General features: G+C 59.3%; 18 protein-coding genes and 1 pseudogene. 13 read left to right on the top strand and 6 right to left on the bottom strand.

From position 1 onward, the window contains the following. Positions 1-21: 21 nt before the first annotated feature. Positions 22-777, top strand: coding sequence for an NYN domain-containing protein (locus ACVJNE_RS23125; RefSeq protein ID WP_499569095.1), 756 nt, complete (start codon positions 22-24; stop codon positions 775-777). 37 nt (positions 778-814) lie between these two features. Here the strand turns inward: ACVJNE_RS23125 and ACVJNE_RS23120 are convergent, their stop codons facing one another. Continuing rightward, positions 815-1321, bottom strand: coding sequence for a pyridoxamine 5'-phosphate oxidase family protein (locus ACVJNE_RS23120; protein WP_499569094.1), 507 nt, complete (start codon positions 1319-1321; stop codon positions 815-817). 296 nt (positions 1322-1617) lie between these two features. Between ACVJNE_RS23120 and ACVJNE_RS23115 the strand changes: the two genes are divergently transcribed. From ACVJNE_RS23115 to ACVJNE_RS23105, 3 genes are all read left to right on the top strand, one after another. Next, positions 1618-2589 (top strand): YihY/virulence factor BrkB family protein, encoded by a 972-nt coding sequence (locus tag ACVJNE_RS23115; protein WP_499569093.1) that lies wholly within the window; start codon positions 1618-1620, stop codon positions 2587-2589. A gap of 175 nt (positions 2590-2764) precedes the next feature. Next, positions 2765-3013, top strand: coding sequence for a DUF982 domain-containing protein (locus tag ACVJNE_RS23110; protein ID WP_499569092.1), 249 nt, complete (start codon positions 2765-2767; stop codon positions 3011-3013). Further along, positions 3006-3410 (top strand): DUF982 domain-containing protein, encoded by a 405-nt coding sequence (locus ACVJNE_RS23105; RefSeq protein ID WP_499569091.1) that lies wholly within the window; start codon positions 3006-3008, stop codon positions 3408-3410. The genes ACVJNE_RS23110 and ACVJNE_RS23105 overlap by 8 nt, the downstream gene beginning before the upstream one ends. Before the next feature lie 121 nt (positions 3411-3531). Here the strand turns inward: ACVJNE_RS23105 and xth are convergent, their stop codons facing one another. The 3 genes from xth to ACVJNE_RS23090 all read right to left on the bottom strand — a co-directional run bounded on the left by xth (position 3532) and on the right by ACVJNE_RS23090 (position 5668). Further along, positions 3532-4305, bottom strand: coding sequence for an exodeoxyribonuclease III (gene xth, locus ACVJNE_RS23100; RefSeq protein WP_499569090.1), 774 nt, complete (start codon positions 4303-4305; stop codon positions 3532-3534). Then, positions 4302-4937 (bottom strand): alpha/beta hydrolase family protein, encoded by a 636-nt coding sequence (locus ACVJNE_RS23095; RefSeq protein WP_499569089.1) that lies wholly within the window; start codon positions 4935-4937, stop codon positions 4302-4304. Before ACVJNE_RS23095 ends, xth begins: the two co-directional genes overlap by 4 nt. A 260-nt stretch (positions 4938-5197) precedes the next feature. Further along, positions 5198-5668 (bottom strand): Lrp/AsnC family transcriptional regulator, encoded by a 471-nt coding sequence (locus ACVJNE_RS23090; protein ID WP_499569088.1) that lies wholly within the window; start codon positions 5666-5668, stop codon positions 5198-5200. A gap of 123 nt (positions 5669-5791) precedes the next feature. Here ACVJNE_RS23090 and ACVJNE_RS23085 point away from each other — a divergent pair, with 123 nt between their 5' ends. Together ACVJNE_RS23085 and ACVJNE_RS23080 are read left to right on the top strand one after the other, a co-directional pair. Continuing rightward, on the top strand, positions 5792-8179 hold the full coding sequence (locus tag ACVJNE_RS23085; protein WP_499569087.1) for a thiamine pyrophosphate-binding protein: 2388 nt from the start codon (positions 5792-5794) through the stop codon (positions 8177-8179). A gap of 572 nt (positions 8180-8751) precedes the next feature. Further along, entirely contained in the window at positions 8752-9021 is a 270-nt protein-coding gene (locus tag ACVJNE_RS23080) for a DUF982 domain-containing protein (RefSeq protein ID WP_368805016.1), read from the top strand. 526 nt (positions 9022-9547) lie between these two features. Here ACVJNE_RS23080 and ACVJNE_RS23075 read toward each other — a convergent pair. Next, complete coding sequence (locus ACVJNE_RS23075; RefSeq protein ID WP_499569086.1) at positions 9548-9757, bottom strand: hypothetical protein; 210 nt, start codon at positions 9755-9757, stop codon at positions 9548-9550. A gap of 367 nt (positions 9758-10124) precedes the next feature. Between ACVJNE_RS23075 and repA the strand changes: the two genes are divergently transcribed. The 5 genes and pseudogenes from repA (at position 10125) to ACVJNE_RS23050 (ending at position 14848) form a co-directional block, all read left to right on the top strand. Then, on the top strand, positions 10125-11354 hold the full coding sequence (gene repA / locus ACVJNE_RS23070; protein WP_499569085.1) for a plasmid partitioning protein RepA: 1230 nt from the start codon (positions 10125-10127) through the stop codon (positions 11352-11354). Positions 11355-11604: 250 nt separating this feature from the next. Then, complete coding sequence (gene repB / locus ACVJNE_RS23065) at positions 11605-12615, top strand: plasmid partitioning protein RepB (protein ID WP_499569084.1); 1011 nt, start codon at positions 11605-11607, stop codon at positions 12613-12615. Positions 12616-12801: 186 nt separating this feature from the next. Further along, on the top strand, positions 12802-14115 hold the full coding sequence (gene repC, locus ACVJNE_RS23060; protein ID WP_444727671.1) for a plasmid replication protein RepC: 1314 nt from the start codon (positions 12802-12804) through the stop codon (positions 14113-14115). Between the two features lie 214 nt (positions 14116-14329). Further along, on the top strand, positions 14330-14578 hold the full coding sequence (locus ACVJNE_RS23055; RefSeq protein ID WP_444727670.1) for a plasmid stabilization protein: 249 nt from the start codon (positions 14330-14332) through the stop codon (positions 14576-14578). Then, a pseudogene (locus tag ACVJNE_RS23050) lies at positions 14575-14848 on the top strand (PIN domain-containing protein). Before ACVJNE_RS23055 ends, ACVJNE_RS23050 begins: the two are co-directional and overlap by 4 nt. Before the next feature lie 29 nt (positions 14849-14877). On the opposite strand, the gene ACVJNE_RS23045 reads toward ACVJNE_RS23050, so the two are convergent. Beyond that, positions 14878-16089 carry a site-specific integrase gene (locus ACVJNE_RS23045; protein ID WP_499569083.1) on the bottom strand — a complete coding sequence of 404 codons (1212 nt, stop codon included), beginning with the start codon at positions 16087-16089 and terminating at the stop codon, positions 14878-14880. Positions 16090-16213: 124 nt separating this feature from the next. Between ACVJNE_RS23045 and ACVJNE_RS23040 the strand changes: the two genes are divergently transcribed. Together ACVJNE_RS23040 and scpB are read left to right on the top strand one after the other, a co-directional pair. After that, positions 16214-17167 carry a DUF1403 family protein gene (locus ACVJNE_RS23040; RefSeq protein ID WP_499569082.1) on the top strand — a complete coding sequence of 318 codons (954 nt, stop codon included), beginning with the start codon at positions 16214-16216 and terminating at the stop codon, positions 17165-17167. A gap of 2 nt (positions 17168-17169) precedes the next feature. Then, a complete protein-coding gene (scpB, locus tag ACVJNE_RS23035) occupies positions 17170-17853 on the top strand; it encodes an SMC-Scp complex subunit ScpB (RefSeq protein ID WP_499569081.1) in 684 nt (227 codons plus the stop codon). Positions 17854-17994: the final 141 nt, after the last annotated feature.

The following is a 17994-nucleotide window of genomic DNA, read 5'->3' as shown; positions in this document are numbered from 1 at the left end:
GCCTCGAAGGACTTGTTGTTGATGGTTACCGAAACACGCTCTCCCCGCCTCGCTGTGCTGATCGACGCAGACAACACGTCAGCAAAGATCGTCGATGGCCTTTTCGACGAGATCGCGAAGATAGGTGAAGCGAGTGTTCGGCGCATCTACGGGGACTTCGCCTCCCCAAGATCGAAAGGGTGGACCGACGTGTTGGCGCGACATGCCATCATCCCACAGCAGCAGTTCGCCTACACCACCGGAAAGAACGCCTCCGACATCACGCTTGTCATCGATGCGATGGACCTTCTGCACAGCGGTCGGTTCGATGGCTTTTGCCTGGTTTCTTCCGACAGTGACTTCACGCGGCTCGCGGCTCGTATTCGTGAACAGGGCGTCGATGTCTTCGGGTTCGGAGAGCAGAAGACGCCTGAGTGCTTCCGGCAGCCTTGCCGCCGCTTCACATATACGGAGAATCTGATGCCCGACGCACCCGCCAACGTCGAGTCTGCTGGTAGCAGTACCAAACCGCTTCAGTCGCCGAACGCCGCTGCGCCGATCATCCGCCGCGTGCTCGACCAGATGGAGACGGAAGACGGCTGGGCACCACTTGGTGCTGTTGGAACCCAACTGGCCAACCTGTCGTCGGATTTTGATCCGCGTAATTTTGGGTTTCGCAAACTTAGCGATCTCGTTCGCAAGACCGACGCGTTTGAGATAGAGCACCTCGAAGGAGGCGGGGTAAGAATCCGAAAGAAGCCGGCGCCGACGAAGGCCTCGGCAAAACGGAGATCATAGTTGGCCACGGCTGGCTGACATCGGAGAGCCCTGACTGTCAAAGGTCTACCTTGGCGTTGTCCCCGAAATCTGGCTTGGTTCCGGTCACCGCAGCCAGCGCCATCTTGGCAGCAGCGACAAACCTGCCCGGGCTGTCCCAAAGCTCCCCTTCATCCGGCGTCACCGTTATGAGACGGATATCGGGATCCTGGGCATTATCCCACCACGCCTCGTCCGTCTTCTCCCAAAGTTTTGCGATCTTTTCGCGATCGTTGGAGACCATCGCGTGCCCGGAGACGGTGACGAACTTGTATCTGCCGGTGTCCGCCCAGGCCATCGTGACTTTCGGATAGCTGGCCAGTTGCTCGTTCTTCGGGCTGTCATCATTGACGAGGAAATAGATGGCATTCTCATCACGATGAACGCGTGCAGAAAGTGGTCTCGCTCGGTTGTACTCGCCATCCCACGTCACGAACATGCAGATGTCGATCTCATTGGCGAGCTCCCATATCCGATCCTCGACTTCGGCAGGTGAAAGGTCGGACTGTTGTTCCCGCTTGTCCATTGGAGCCCCTTGCGGCTGGTTGATCCGCAAATCAACTCGCGGGCTAGCGCAACGTTCCTCACTCGAGCTGAATAATAGACGTGAAAGTCAAAACGCCGAAAACAGCGACCAACACATCAGACCAACGCCCTGCCCGAATAACCGAATTCGGGCCTCTCTGGGTTCATTCAATTGCTGTTGCCGACACAATTCCTGCCGGACACAGGCAAGCAGCAAAGGGTTCGACCGTCGCCGGAAGGAACACCGGGCATCGATGAGGGTTCTTTAGGCAGAGGCGAAGATATGGGAGGGTTTCAATGGCTGCGGCGCAAAGTCTCGACCGTGACGATCAGGGACGATCAGCTGCATCGCCTTCCGATATGCCGGCGGGTGGATGGTGGTCGGTCATCAAGAGGGTTTATGCTGAAGTCATCGATGATCGCGTCATGCTCACCGCGGCAGGGGTCACTTATTACCTTCTATTGGCCCTGTTTCCTGCCTTGGCCGCATTTGTCTCCTTGTACGGGTTCGTGGCCGATCCAACCACGATCGCGGACCACATCTCTTTCTTGGGCGGCCTGCTTCCGTCCGGCGGCGTAGAGATTATCGAGAGCCAATTAGACGCATTGTCACGGCAGGATACGGATGCCTTGAGCTTCGGATTTGCGTTGGGACTGTTAATTGCGATCTGGAGCGCGAACAGCGGCGTCAAAGCGATTTTTGACGCAATGAACGTGGTCTATGAAGAAGCCGAGAAACGCAGCTTCTTGAAATATAATTTCATGGCCTTCGCATTTACCATGGGAGGCCTGATGGTCGGCACCCTGTTCCTCATCACTGTCGGCATCGTCCCCGTCTTGCTGGCATCTCTCAGACTGGAAGACTGGACCGAAATTCTTGTCCGTTGGTTGCGCTGGCCGGTTCTGTTGTCGGCTGTGGCCTTGGCTATATCAGCAATCTATCGGTGGGCCCCCAGCCGCGCTGAAGCCAAATGGCGCTGGATTACCTGGGGTTCCGCTGCTGCCACAATCGTGTGGGTCGCAACCTCCGTCTTGTTCTCTTGGTATCTTGAGAACTTTGCGAACTATAACGCCACATACGGCTCGTTGGGCGCGGTTATGGGCTTGATGGTGTGGACGTGGATATCGGTCACCATTTTGCTGATCGGAGCCGAGATCAACGCGGAACTCGAACACCAAACCTCGAAAGACACGACAACGGGCCCCGCCCGCCCCATGGGAAAGCGCGGAGCGGAAATGGCGGATAGAGTCGTTCCGCCAAAGCTCTGAAGCAATGTTGCCGATGAGCGTAACGGTTGGTGCGGGGGGGACAGACATGCACCATCGCGGGCGCAGATGCGGTGCCCTGGCGATCGGCCCACTCCATTGATTGATCATTCGCTTGGCGGGGGGCAACCGTTCCCGATCGGTTGCGTTGATGCAAATTGCAACCGGGGAGCATGTGATGAAGGATTGGTGGGATGAGCCCGTTCGCGTGGCGATCAGTGACGGCGGCATTCGCAACGTGGAGCGGTTGGAGAAGGCGGCAGAGAAGCTGCTCGGCGCGTGGCCGAAACAGAATGGCCCTGCCTACGCTAATGCCAAAGAAGCGCTGGCAAAGGCGCTGCAGGACCCCTCAAGTGACAGCGCTCGCGTAGCGGCGCGCATGGCCTTCGCCGCCGCTGCGGATGAAGCAGGGATACTTCGTGAGTGACATTAGGAAAGCAGCTGGAACTATTTGCTGTTTTCAAGGTTTAGAAGCGCTGCCGCGCTCGCGGCACCCGCAAAAAAGACGTCACAACAAGAAGGGCTTCAATATGCGCAACGACACTTTTCAGAATCCCGTCGCAATTCTGGTAGGGCTCGGTTTTCCCCGCTCCATCACTGGTGTCCGTGACGCGTTCGCATATCTGGAGGAAGTGCCCAAGCTCCTCCGCGACGAGGTTTATCACGCCACCTGCGATGCCTGTCGCGATGCGCTGACTGAACGTTGCTCCCCACAGGAAGCCCATGACGTCTTCGTCGCCTACGCGCGTCGGCGAGGCGTATTGCTTGATGAGCCGCCTGCAAAAGCGCCTCTCCTTGCACGCGACCAGCGGCTTCGCGCCTGACATCCATCGCCATCACTGGCGATGCGCTGCTCTGGATGCCGGGCCGGGGCAGCGCGACCATTCCATCCCGCCTCCAGCTTCGCACATGTACTCGCGTGAACCGCTCCGTCAGGGCTTCTAGCTAGTCCGCCAGGGTGAGCCAGGCCGGTGCATGATCACTGGCGGCCTCAAATCCTCTGACCTCACGGTCGACGCCCGCTCCTACCAGCCTCCCGCGAAGATTGGGGCTGACCAACAGATGGTCGAGACGCAGGCCAGCATCACGTTGCCATCGCATACGCTTGTAGTGCCAGAACGTGTAGATCCGCTCGCGCGGATGAAACTGCCGCACCGCGTCGGTCCATGTCCGTCCAATGAGGCGGTTGAATGCTGCGCGACTTTGCGGGTGCACGAGCGCATCGTTATCCCACGATCTGGTCGGATAGATATCGAGGTCGGTCGGGGCAACGTTGAAGTCCCCGGCGAGCACGATTGGCGCGCCCGTCTTGCGCAGAGCTGTGGCTCGCCTGTGCTGTCGTGCCATCCAGGCGAGCTTGTAATCGAACTTGGCGCCCGGTTGCGAATTTCCGTTGGGCGCGTAGATTGACGCGACCAGCACCCCCGCGACTGCCGCCTCAATGTAACGTGCCTGTTGGTCGGACGGGTCGCCTGGAAGCCCTTTAAGCGTAAGTATAGGCTGACCAATGCGGGAGAGGATAGCAACACCGTTCCAGCTACGCTGCCCCACCCACACGGAGTCGTACCCCCGGGCTGCGATCTGAGCCTCGGGAAAGGCATCATGCTCAGCCTTTAGTTCCTGCAGACACACGATGTCGGGCCGGGTGGCTTCCAACCATGCCAGCAAATTGGAAAGGCGACGGTTGATGCCATTGATGTTGAATGTTGCGATCTTCACGGGCCGATACGCCGCTGGATCCAGTCCTGAACTGTCCGCGCAAGAGTTTCGAGATGATCTGCTGGCGAAAAGCCGGAGAGCTTCTTGCGTGGCTTGAGGTCATGGTCGCCATCTTCGAGCCAAAGGATCTCGATCTGATCCGCCAGCCTGTAGCCCTGCACCTCCCCGCGGGTGCCAAACTGATCGCGGGTACCCTGGCAGATGAGCGCAGGCGCTCTCAGTTCCTCAAGATGCCCGGTACGAAGCTCATGCGGTTTAGAGGGGGGATGAAAAGGATAGCCAAGGCACAGGAGACCGGCCACCTCCCCTTTGTCGAATAGTTCATCAGCGACCATCGATGCTACGCGACCTCCCATCGACTTGCCGCCAATTACGAGCGGGTTGCGACAATTCAACTCCGCGACGGCCAGACGATAGTTCGCTTTCAAGAGTTCCGCTTTCGGTGGAGGCTTGCGGCCACCGCTGCGTCGGGCTGCCATATAATCGAACTCAAAACGCACGATTCGAAAGCCAGCACCGGACAAGGCACGAGTGATGGCATCCATCGCGGTCGAGTCCATCGGTGCGCCCGCGCCGTGCGCGAGCATGATGGTGACCAGCGCGTCCTCACTCCCGTCAATCAAAAACCGCATCGACCGTTCGCGTTTGCTTTGCTCATCTGCTGATGGATTGTCTGCCAAGTTGCGGCAGAAGTGGCCTCACAATCAGCTTTCCCGCTCGGAAAATCCCATTCACGCCTATCGCCCTACTCTACCGAGTGGCCGGAGGTGAGAGAAGTGTTTGATCAATTGTCATCGGAAACCCGAGCACACCGGCAGCGCCGCGATGTCGACATCGAGGCGAACTTGCATTCCGGCGGTGACGGGCTGAATTGGATGCCTTCCACACATGTTTACTGGATGGGGAGTACTTCGGAACGTTTGACCTGACCAAGAGCGAAACTCGTCTCGATCGAGGCGATGTTATCGAGGCGTGTCAGCTTGTCCTTGATGAAGCGTTCATAGGCAGCCAGATCCGCTGCAACAATGCGCATGAGATAGTCGCGCTGGCCCGTCATCAAATAGCAATCCAACACCTCCGGCCAACGCGAGACCGCGTCTTCGAAACGATCGAGATCTTCCTCACGCTGGCGTTCGAGCTTGATCGAGGCAAAGGCATTAATCGGCAGGCCGACCTGTTCCTGGTCGACAATCGCTGTGTAGCCCTTGATGGTTCCGCCTCGCTCCAGCAAACGGATGCGCCGGGCACACGGTGACGCGGATAACCCAACCTCGTCAGCAAGCTCGCTCAATGAGACTTTCGCATCAAGCTGCAGTGCCCGGAGAATTTTCCGATCGATATCGTCAATTTTCTGATTTGGCACAATTCACCATCCTGCCGGCGGAAACGCTCGCTTCCTGCTAATCGCGGCGATTGAGGAACGCAACTATGGCAGCACCTGCTCCGGCCATCAATGTACCGTCGGCGTCTGTAGCGGGAGAATGACATGGCCGACTTAAAGATGCTTGGTGAACTTGAACGCAAGGCATTGTGGCTAGCCACATGGACAATCCATCACGCCAATCATCTGCGCGAAAACGCTGATGGTCTCAAGGTCGGCGGCCATCAGGCGTCCTCGGCATCGCTAGCGACAATCATGACCGCCTTATACTTCCATGCGCTCCAGCCGCAGGATCGCGTCGCGGTTAAGCCTCATGCAAGCCCCCTCTTTCACGCGATCCAGTACCTGCTTGGCAACCAGACTCGCGACAAGCTGGAGAACTTTCGCGGCTATAAGGGTGCGCAATCCTATCCGTCTCGCACCAAGGATGTCGACGACGTCGACTTCTCGACAGGCTCGGTTGGACTGGGAGTGGCCCAGACGATCTTCGCTTCTCTGGTGCAGGATTACGTGTGCGCCAAAGGATGGGCGGATAGGCAACCGGAGGGCAAGATGGTGGCCCTCGTCGGTGACGCTGAAATGGACGAGGGCAACATTTTCGAAGCACTGCTGGAAGGCTGGAAGCACGGATTGCGCAACACGTGGTGGGTGATCGACTACAATCGCCAAAGCCTCGACGCTGTCGTGCGAGAGGACCTTTGGGCCCGCTTCGAAGCGATTTTCCATAACTTTGGCTGGGACGTTGTCATACTCAAATATGGAAAACGGCAACAGGCTGCCTTTGCGGAGCCGGGCGGCGAAAAGCTGCGCGAATGGATCGATGCCTGTCCCAACCAGCTCTACTCCGCCCTGACTTTCCAGGGAGGGGCAGCGTGGCGAAAGCGCCTGCTGGACGATCTTGGCGACCAGGGGCCGGTCTCGCAACTGATTGAGGGGCGCAGTGACAGCGAACTGGCGCAGTTGATGTCCAATCTCGGCGGCCACGATATCGAAGCACTGCTCGCAGCCTTTGAGAAAGCCCGCTCACATGACCGTCCCGTCTGTTTTCTTGCCTATACGATCAAGGGCCACGGATTGCCGCTTGCCGGACATAAAGACAACCATGCCGGATTGATGACGCCCGGCCAGTTGGAGACTTTCAGGGAGTCCATGAACGTTCGGGAAGGCCACGAGTGGGATCCGTTCGAGGGCCTGTCTGTCGGCGAGGCTCAGGCGCGCGCCTATCTTGCCCGGGTGCCATTTACCCAACGCGGCCGCCGCAGATTTGTCGCCCCCGATGTTCCCGTGCCCGAACGGCTTGCCCTTGGCTACCAGCCCACCATGTCAACCCAACAGGGTTTCGGTCTGATCATGCATGAGATTGCCAAGGCCGGTGAGCCATTGGCAGATCGCATAGTCACGACGTCGCCAGATGTAACGGTTTCAACGAATCTGGGCGCCTGGGTCAATCGCCGTGGTCTTTTCTCCAGGCAGACCACTCCCGATCTTTTCAAATCCGAGCGCATACCCTCAACCTACAACTGGACATCCTCCCCGCGCGGCCAGCACATGGAACTGGGCATAGCGGAGATGAACCTGTTTGTTCTGCTGTCGGCACTCGGGCTCTCACATTCGATTTTCGGCGAGCGAATACTACCAGTTGGGACGCTCTATGACCCGTTCATTGAACGCGGCCTCGATGCTCTGAATTATGCCTGCTATCAGGACGCAAGGTTTATGATCGCCGCCACGCCGTCAGGCGTGACTCTTGCTCCCGAAGGAGGAGCGCATCAGTCGATCGCAACGCCTCTCATCGGTATGTCTCAAGACGGATTGGCGAGTTTCGAACCAGCATTCGTCGATGAACTTGCGACCATCATGCGCTGGGGCTTCGAGTACATGCAGCGGTCTGGCGAGGGCGAGCGAGATCAAATGACATGGCTGCGTGACGCGATCGGCGGCTCCGTCTATCTGCGCCTGTCAACCCGCACGCTCGACCAACCCAAACGGGAAATGACCCCAGAACTGCAAGCAAACATCATCAACGGCGGCTATTGGATGCGAAAGCCAGGTCCCAATGCTCAAGTCATCATCGCCTACACCGGCGTGGTCGCGACTGAGGCAATAGAAGCAACCGGGATGTTAGGTGAGGACCGACGCGATGTAGGTCTCCTTGCGATAACTTCGGCAGATCGCCTCAACGCCGGATGGACAGCGGCACAGCGTGCGCGCGAAGCGGGCCTCGCCGACGTGACAAGCCATGTCGATAGACTACTCAGCGATATTCCTGCTCACTGCAGCATCGTTACGGTCATAGACGGTCACCCCGCAACGCTCGGCTGGCTCGGTTCGGTGCACGGTCATCGCGTGAGGCCCTTGGGTATCGAGCATTTCGGTCAGACCGGATCGATAGCCGAGCTTTATCGCCACTACGGGATCGACGCGCTCGGGATCGTTGCAGCAGCCGAGACGCTCACGCCGGGCAGACCGATCAGGCGGTTCCGCACCATCTAAAGCCTAGCGGATCGTCGAAAATCGCTGATCTAGATCATGCGCTCCTTTCCCCAGTCCTCCGGATTCGAAGAGCCACAATTCTAGCCTACGCCAACCAAGCCTCTTTCGCTTGACGTTTCGATCGTTCCGCCTTTACGTCGCGAACATTGTTTGGGGGCGTGGGCCATGCATTACTTCATCTACGAGAACCGGGCACAAGGCCGTGTTCGGATCCACATCGCTGACTGTGGCTTCTGTGCGCCCAAAGAAGGGTTTCAGCAACTCGATCCATCCAGAAATGGCCAATGGCACGGCCCTTTGGAGCGCGAGGCTGCCTTTGCCAAAGCGGCTACGCTGGGTTGGAGTGACGTGAGGTCCTGCCCTACCTGCCGACCCTAGCGAATAGCCGACTGGTTGAGGCGAGCCATCTGATGCTTGGGATCTGTTAGCGAAGCGGAAAGCAGCTTAAGCCCTTCGATTGCCATTTGGCAGAAGGATTGCACTGCTCGATAGACAGGTCGCGCCGTTGCCGCCCCCAAAAGGGTACCGGCCCGCCACTTGCAAATTGGCCATGGGCTGCCCTAACATTAGGAATGAGTAAATTGCGTTTCCACAAGCCGGTCCGCGTGCAGCCCGGTCGGATCGATCGAGACAAGGTCGTGCTCTCCACCAAGCACGCCGCGGAAATACTCCTCAGGGATTGGCCGGACCGGGGCCAAAAGAAGCGGGAGAGAGCCATGCGGGCCTGTCTCGAAGTCATAAAAGGTCGCAAGCCTCCCAGCTATGCGCGAAACGCATTCATATCTGCCGCACGCGACGCCCGAATTCTGTTGGATGACTGGACGTCCCCCCGGGTCTGTTAACTGCGCTGGCACGTCTTTCTTTGCCGATCGAATCTGGTCGTTTCCAAAACGCGGCCTCTGTCGGCGCAGTTGCTTGAGGCTCGCGTCTGTCGGTCCTGTGAACGTCACCAGTCCCTGGGGCCGCTGCACCGGGGGGCGCAAGCCAGTATGACATAGTGCTACCGAATCCGATGGCAGGTGAGTTGATCGCCACCCCGTCCGGGCCAACGCGCCGGCAATGATCGCCGCCGATCGACGTTGGAAAGGACGTGCCTATTCCGCCTCCGCTGGCTTCGGTCGGCGCTCAGCAGAAGATTGGGTCGCGATAGCGCGGCGATGGATCGGCGACCGGGCAGCGGGCTCAGACATGCCCCCTCCCCTCCTCTATCCGCTGATCAGGGGAGGTGCCGCGAAATAGAGGGTAGAAGTTCCTCGAATCCGTCGTCTCCTATCGTGAGTTCGCCTGAAACAATGGGGCGGCTATCGTCGGCATGGGCATCGAGCACATGTGCGTCACATCCAATTACGATCTCCGCTGCACCGGTAGTCAGCGCCCCAGTTTCTCAGATCGTTGACCGAGCCTTTCGATAAAAAGGCGACCGTCGGGATTGGACATGATCTCGACCACGTCAGGATCGGAGAAAGCGCCGCAGATGTCCCGGTCAAACGCATCTTCCAGTTTCGTGTGCAGTCGCCGCCGCGAACTGGTGAGAGGCAGGCTTGTTGTCTGTGATCGGTCAAGTGCGGAACCGAGCATGCTTGGCTTCCCGCAAACGATGCAAACAATGTGGCCTCGGCCGCGGTCCCGGATCACCTCATCGAATCTGAGAGGTGTGTGAGTCGCTGCGATTCTCAGCGAAACCGCTCCGTTCTACGCGCCCTAAGGCATCTGCGGTTGCGGTTACCCCCTTGAATCCGCTGGGGACCCTCACAGGCATACGCATTTTCATGTTCATCATAAGTAGCGGAAAAAACGGGATAAATGGCCAAAAAACCGCGAATGGCGCTCGGCAGAGCAGTTTGCGGCAACGAGTCGTTAACCATTAAGTCCTTGCAAGGTAACGCACCTTAGGTATCGTCACGGAGAATTTGCGCGAAATGCGCTTCCACCGTGATGAGATACTATGTCCGTGACTGAAGCCGTCAGTGTGAACGCTGGCACGACATTGGCAGCAGATGAGGCCATCGGCGCGCATGCTGAGCTGTTGAGCTCGCAATTGCAAGCGATGAGCGAGATGTTGTTTCCGCCGACGTCTCACAAGACCCTGCGCCTTTTCACCTCGGGTGAGGCGGCGAAGCTCATGGGAATTTCGGACTCTACGCTACGCAAGATGACGCTCGCTGGCGAAGGGCCTCAGCCGAAGACCACTACGAACGGCAGGCGGCTCTACACTCTCGGCCAGATCAACGAGATCAGGCAGATTCTGGCCAGCGGCACGCGAGGACGTGACGCAGGAGATTTCATTCCCCACCGACGCCCCGGTGAGCATCTCCAGGTTTTAGCGATCACCAACTTCAAGGGCGGGAGCGGGAAAACCACCACCTCCGCCCACTTGGCGCAGTTCCTCGCTCTCCAAGGTTATAGAGTCCTGGCTGTCGATCTCGATCCGCAAGCGAGTCTGTCGGCGCTTCTTGGTGTGTTGCCTGAAACGGATGTGCGTGCGAACGAAACGCTATACGCCGCAATTCGCTACGACGAGCTGCGCCGCCCGCTCAACGAAGTAATCCGTCCCACCTATTTCGATGGCTTGGACCTGGTTCCTGGAAATCTGGAACTGATGGAGTTCGAGCACACCACACCTAAAGCCCTGACCGACGGGTCGAAAACTAGGGATGGAATATTCTTTGCGCGTGTCGCGACCGCGATCGACACAGTTTCTGACAATTACGATGTGGTCGTCATCGACTGCCCGCCGCAGCTAGGCTTCTTGACGCTGTCTGGCCTGTGCGCGGCAACGTCGATGATCGTGACCGTACATCCGCAGATGCTGGACGTCTCCTCGATGAGCCAGTTCCTGCTGATGACGCGCGATCTCCTGAGCGTGGTCCGGGAAGCTGGCGGACGACTGGAGTACGATTTCATCCGCTATCTGCTGACGCGCTTCGAGCCTCAGGATGCTCCGCAGACCAAGGTCGCGGCTCTTTTGCGGAACCTGTTTGACGACCATGTGATGACCAATCCCATGGTGAAGTCTGCGGCGGTCTCCGATGCAGGCCTCACCAAACAGACGCTGTACGAGATTGGCCGGGAGAACCTTACCCGTGCCACTTATGATCGGGCGATGGAATCGCTCGATGCGGTCAACTCGGAAGTCGAAGGGTTGATGAAGGCAGCATGGGGGCGAACCCGATGAAGGCTTCAAACTGTCAGTTGGGAGCTCCCAACTCGGTCGTAGCAGAACGAACCGGGGTCGCCTTCACGCACTTAGCGACATCACCTGCGCGCCACTGTGATGATCACGAATGGGGGGTTGATCGTAACCCCGCCGCCTGGCCAGATGACCGTCTCGACAAGCAGCCTATGCTTCATGGATCGACTGTTGGGAGCTCCCAACACGCACCGCTGTTGGGAGCTCCCAACACGAGCGGAGCCGAGGTGGGCAGATGAGCCGAAAAGACGCCATCAACAGCCTGTTCCTCAAGAAGGCGGACGCCCCTGCCCCGCATGGCTCGCCAGCGAAGGATCCTGAGCGCGTTCGCACCGGTGCGATTGGCGCCATGGGTACGTCGCTGCAGGAACTGACCCAAGGTGCCCGTGCCGCAGCGAAGCTCCAAGAGCAACTGAGTGCCGGTGATCACGTCGTCGAACTCTCACCAAACCTGATTGATCCGTCGCCGATCGCCGACAGATTGCCCGCAGATGGTGATCCTGGATTCGACCAGCTGAAGGCGAGCATAAAAACACATGGCCAGCAGGTGCCGATTCTGGTGAGGCCGCATCCAACGTCGGAAGGGCGTTATCAGATCGCCTATGGCCGTCGACGCCTTCGCGCGATCGCGGAGTTGGATCGCAACATCAAAGCGATCGTTCGCAAGCTTTCCGATGAGGAATTGGTCGTCGCCCAGGGACGCGAAAACCTGGATAGGGCCGATCTTTCATTCATCGAGAAGGCTCTTTTTGCAAAACATCTCGAGGACGCCGGCTACGATCGAGCCGTCATTATGGCGGCGCTCTCAAGCGATAAGGCCGATCTAAGTCGCTACATCGCCGTCGCCAGACGTGTGCCAGAAGCCTTGGCCCGAAAGATAGGGCCGGCAACGAAGGCCGGCCGTGCGCGATGGGTCAAACTCGCCGAGGAACTTGAGAAGCCGGGGCAGTCGCGTCGTGTTGACGACGTTGTCGAGTCCGTCGGGTTCCGAGAGGCGGACAGTGACGGGCGTTTTTTGCTTGTCCTGAAGGCGATATCGCCCGGTACGCGACGCGTGGCGAAATCCCAGCCCTGGTCTACACCTCACGGGCGCCAGGCTGCGAAAATTATCAGGCAGGGAACGCAGACCGCAATCACGTTCGACGAAAGGCGCGTCCCCGAATTCGCGAGCTTCGTAGCAGCGCGGCTCGACCGACTTTACGACGAGTTCTCACGGGCAAAGGAGGAGGATGATACAGACAGCTGAAAAGCCGGGCCATTTGCGCGGCAATATCTGAACGCAAAAGAAAAAGGCCCCCAAAGCGAACCTCGGAAGCCCTTTCTCATGTGTAGCAACTAGAGAATCGCACTTCCCAGAATCGCAGTCAAGCCCGATTTGGGCTGAACCGCTCAGGGCGGCCGGATTTCTTTTGCCTGATCGTAGGTGAGGGAAATGCAGACACATGTTGCAACGACGCCCTTTGGGCGGCGATCAATGACGCTTGGCCAGATATCTAGCCAGGTTTCAGCGAAAGCCATGCCGACCGAGGCTATGGTTAACAAATGGGAAGTGTTCCAGCATATCCGTGAGGCACGGGAAATGCTGGGCGCCACGGACCGGGCTCTGGCGGTCCTCAACGCACTTCTGTCTTTTCATAGGGATGCAGAGCTCCGTGCGGACGGCGTAATGATCGTTTGGCCGTCGAATGAGCAGCTTATGGCGCGTGCCAATGGCATTTCCCCGGCGACGTTGCGGCGGCACATCGCCATACTCGTCGACTGCGGACTGGTGATCCGGCGGGACAGCCCCAACGGGAAACGCTTTGCACGGCGCGGGGCGGGCGGAGAAATCGAGCAGGCTTATGGATTTGATTTGTCCCCCATCATCGCGCGAGCACAGGAATTCAAGGACCTTTCTGATGCTGTGCAGGCTGAAAAGCGCGCCTTGCGCGTCGCAAGGGAACGCCTGACACTGCTGCGTCGTGACATCGTGAAGATGATCGACGCCGGCATTGAAGAGAATGTGCCTGGGAATTGGGGCAGGGTACTCCAGATCTATCAAACGACAGTGTCACGGCTACCGCGCAGCGCGCCGCGTCAACACATCGAGGATATCTGCAACGAGCTGCAGGAGTTGCATGCAGAGATCCGACACACGCTGGAATCGTTCGTCAGAACGCAGAAAATGAGCGCCAATGAGTCTCACTCTGAGCGCCATATACAGAATTCAAATACCGAACCACATACTGAATCTGAAAAACGCTCTCGAGAAGAAAAAGAAGCGAGCGCCAGCGGGGCGAATAATCGCAACCTGCACAGCTTGCCCGCACGGGAACTGCCATTGGGTATCGTGCTTGACGCCTGCCCGGACGTGAAAGCGTTGGCGATAGGGGGCGAAATTCGCCACTGGCGGGATTTTCTGGCCGCCGCAGAAGTCGCGAGACCGCTCTTGGGGGTCAGTCCCAGCGCTTGGCACGAAGCCTGTGAAGCGATGGGCGAGGTCCAGGCTGCGATCACGCTCTCCGCAATCCTCCAGCGATCGGACCAGATCAACAGCGCCGGCGGCTATTTGCGCAATCTGACCGACAAGGCAAGAGAAGGGAAGTTCTCCACCTGGCCAATGGTCATGGCGCTTTTGCGCGCCAAACTTGATGCCAGCAGATCACCTGCACACAAGGCATCTGATCCACGAAATGAAGGGGAAAGTCAGGGCGAGCGTTTGGAGGTATCAGATGCGCTATTGCGATCATTGAAGCGGCCGAGGTGAGGCGGAACAAAGATCGTAATAGCGCTGTCGAGGCTGGCTCTCTCGAGGTGCCGAGGCCGATAAATTGAACCTCGGATTTTGGGGGCGCGGAGAGGACCACCTCATCAACTAAGGGATCTCCGATCCGCGTCTGTCATAGCGGTGAGACTTCCTGAAGCGCGAGGAGAGGGGACTCTCAAGCTCCCGCGGTTTGTTTCCCGGAGGGAGGTGACAAATGGCCGAACCACAACTCTGCGTCCGGAGCTCCAAGGCTAGGGATTTGGCCCTCCGTCTGGCTCTACGGGAAAATCGATCTATCGCCGATATCGTCGAGCGCGCTCATGAGGCTTATAAAGTCCGCGAAACCGGTCGCGAAGCCGCAGCAGAATTTCTTGCCCGCCTTGCGGCACGATCCGGCACGGATATCGATCTGGAGGCGGCCGTCCGCGAGAGCCAGAGACCGCATCAGGGCGGTCAGCTTTGATATTTCTCTACAATGTCGTGGCGGAGACGCTGAAGAAGTCCCCTATCGAAGCGGTGGTTGCGTGGCTGGTAAGGCACGACGCCGAGCTTGCGTTGCCGACAGTGACGATCGCGAAAATTGCCTACGAATCTCAGAAAATCCAGCCGGATCACCGCGCCGGACGGCATGATTGCTGCAATCGCACGCGTAAACGGCAGCCAATTGGAAACGCGCAACCTTGCCGGTTTCGAGACGACCTGCTTCGAACTCATCTCTCCATGGGATTATTGACGGGGCAGGGGAGGGGCCTTTCCGTTCCTCTACAGGCCACTTGCTTTGGTGAGATTGATACGGAAGCGGTCGCGCCGCCGTTGATACTTGCGGGTCATCTCGGCGCTCGCATGGCCGAGATGCTTTTGCACGTAGCGTTCGTCGACTTCGGCCGAGGAGGCCAGACCGGAACGCAGCGAGTGGCCGGCAAATATCATCCCTCGGTCGCCTTCCGGCAGGTCGCTGCGTACACCGGCCGCCAGCGCAGTGCGCTTGACAAGGCGGGCAACCTCCTGGGCGTTCAACCGATTGGCGCCAACCGCCTTGCCGCGGTCGGTGACGCGCCGGAACAGAGGGCCGTGGGCGATGCGTGCAAGATGGAGCCAGGTCTCGAGCGCCACTAAAGGGCAGGTTGCGTCGGATGAACCGCGTCCGATTTCGACCTCGCGCCACCCTGTCTTGCCACGCAGCCGCAAAAGCATGCCCTTGTCGAGGATTTCTATCCAACCGGAAGAATCTTCAGTCTGGTCGCGACCACGATCGAGGCCTACAATTTCCGAACGGCGCAGACCTCCGGCGAATCCCAGCAACAGCATGGCACGATCTCGAAGCCCGCGCAGGGTGCCGCGATCGAGCGTTTCCAGCATGGCGACGAGGTCCTCCGGCAACACCGCCTCCTTCTGCCGCGGCGGTGAGGCGTGCTTGTTACGGATGCCGGCCATAACGGTGGCGATATGGCGGTCCGTCCTGTCGAGCGGCTGGCCGCGCTGTCTGTAATTCCACGTCAGCGCTGAAATCCGCCGTTCAATCGTCGCAACCGAGTTGGGTTGCTGGCCGTCGGTTACCGTTCCCGATGCGCAGGCGGTTATGTAGAGGCCGACCAGCTGCGGATCGGGCGGAAATATCTCGATACCCTGGCGTCGGCACCAGCTTGCAAAGTGCTTCCAGTCAGACGCGTAAGCGCGGCGCGTGTTTGTGGAACTGGCCGCTTCGACATAGTCGCGTGCCCGGTTCGCGAGCGCATCGAGTTGCGATGGTCGGCGCGACGGCGCGACGGCGGGAAGGGAAGGTGCGGGGGCTTTGTCCTCCTCGCCTGGCTCGGACTCCAAGTCCTCCCTGAAAAGCACGTCCAGTTCGATATCCGGTAAGTCGTTTGCGGAGCCGCTCGCTTCGGCCCCGCCGTCATTAGAGGAGGCTCCCTGTGGTCGAGCGGAGCGTCCGTCAGCACGCTTTTTGAGGTTTTTATCGACTAGAGAGGCCATTTTGTGGGGTTCGCACAGAATGAACGATAATGCAAGATTATCAATCGTATTTCTTTGTCGACATGTACGGCGCTTTTTGTCGCTAATGCTGGTGCAAAGCGCCGCAGCGTGATACCGGTTTGGGATGAAGCCAGCCGCTGATTTGCTATTTGACAACCCGCCTGCCGTGCCAAAGGTGCCGGCGTGGGCGAGGCCGCATCGCGACATTCATCACGACGTTGACGCGGGCTATCTGGCCGGCGCAGCGTTGAATTCACTGGATAACCTTGTACGCAGCGCGCCGATCTGGGCCGGGGTGTGGCGGCAGCGGCTGGCCCTGAAGTCCGCAGCGGCGGCGACGCGTTTGCACGGGCGGACGGAAGAGGAATCGGCGCTCCGCGACGCGCAGCTGTTTCGCGCCGATGGCGACGATCCAGGACCCGCCGGAAAGGTGTTGTTGGCTTGGCGGCGCCTTGCGAGCCGATCGACGACATTGGACGAACACGTCGTGCGATCCATCGCCGACCTGCTCGATCTCAAATGGGACGATGCGCTAGCTGAGGTCGTCGCCAATGCCGAGGATTTGGCATCGTCGTCCCGACCGGCGCCTGTCGTGGCGGTTGAGCTTGCGGCCGAACTCTATCGGGCGCGGCCCGATGCGGAGCTCCTGGCGTTCTGGCTCGCTGATGCGGCGCTCGCGCGGAAACTGCGCTGGCCTATGCCGGTACCACTGCTGGCCGGGCAGGTGGCGTCGTCGCAGTTCAAGACCGGCGAGCCGCGCCGTCGCATCCGGCCAGGAGGAGAAGGCTGGGGCAGGGCAGTGCTGCTCGCCTATTCACAAGCGGCGGCCGAGGCTTGCGACATCGCCGCCGATCTCGCGAGGCGGACATCGCGCCTTCTCGAGGTCGCTCCGAAGCTACGGGCCAAGGGCTCGGCCGAGGTTGTCAAACTGCTGCTCGATGACGATGCGCTGCCCGCCTCGTGGTCGAGCGCGAAACTGTCGGCACGTGGGGCAAGGCGGCTGTTCGAACGGCTGCACGAGCTGGGCGCGGTGCGCGAGCTCAGCGGCCGGCCGACCTTTCGGCTCTACGGATTGTGACGATGGCCAGGTCCGCGAAACAATCCCCAAGCCTGGCTTTCGATCCCGAGCTCGCCGAGCTACCGCCCGAGATCCGTTGGCGGGAATGGATGAATCGCATCGAGGCGGTGCTGTTCGCCGCGCCGCAACCTGTCGAGCGCTTGGCCCTGGCGCGCATCGTTGGTCGCCAGGCCAGTATCGAGCTGCTCATCGACGACATCCGCGCCGAGCTCAAGGGCAAGCCCTATGATCTCGTCAGCGTCGCCGGCGGGTGGCAGCTGCGTACGCGGCCGGCCTATGCCGACGCGATCAACGCCTCGATGGCCTTGCCCGAGCGACATATCGACTTTACCCAGACCGAGCTCATGGTGCTCGTGTCGATCGCCTATCATCAACCGATCACACGGGCAGGTGTGTCCGACATCATCGGACGCGAGGCTACGCGCGACACCATTGGGGCGTTACGCGACAAGAACATGATTGCAGCCGGGCCGCGCAGTCCAACACCCGGCGCGCCCTTCACCTATGTGACGACCAAGCGCTTTCTGGAGCATTTTGGGCTGGAGACGCTGCGTGACCTGCCGGAGCTCGAAGCACTTCAGGATGCCGGCTTGCTGGCGGAGGGTGGGGCCGGGTCAGAACGCGGGATGTTTCCAGAGACCCACGCTGAAGCGCCGGGTTGGCGCGAGGAAGAGATTTCGACTTAGAAGTCTGCGCTCATCAGACCTGGTCCCAGGGCTATGTCACGTCCCGCTTAGAGTCCGTGCCGAAACTGCTCATGAGTGGCGTGCGATGCGTCTGACGAGGATCATGACGGCCGCGGCGTAGAGGAATGCGGTGGCGGATTC

The organism is Mesorhizobium sp. DxT, assembly GCF_058448885.1.
This window is presented reverse-complemented; position numbering and strand designations above follow the sequence as displayed.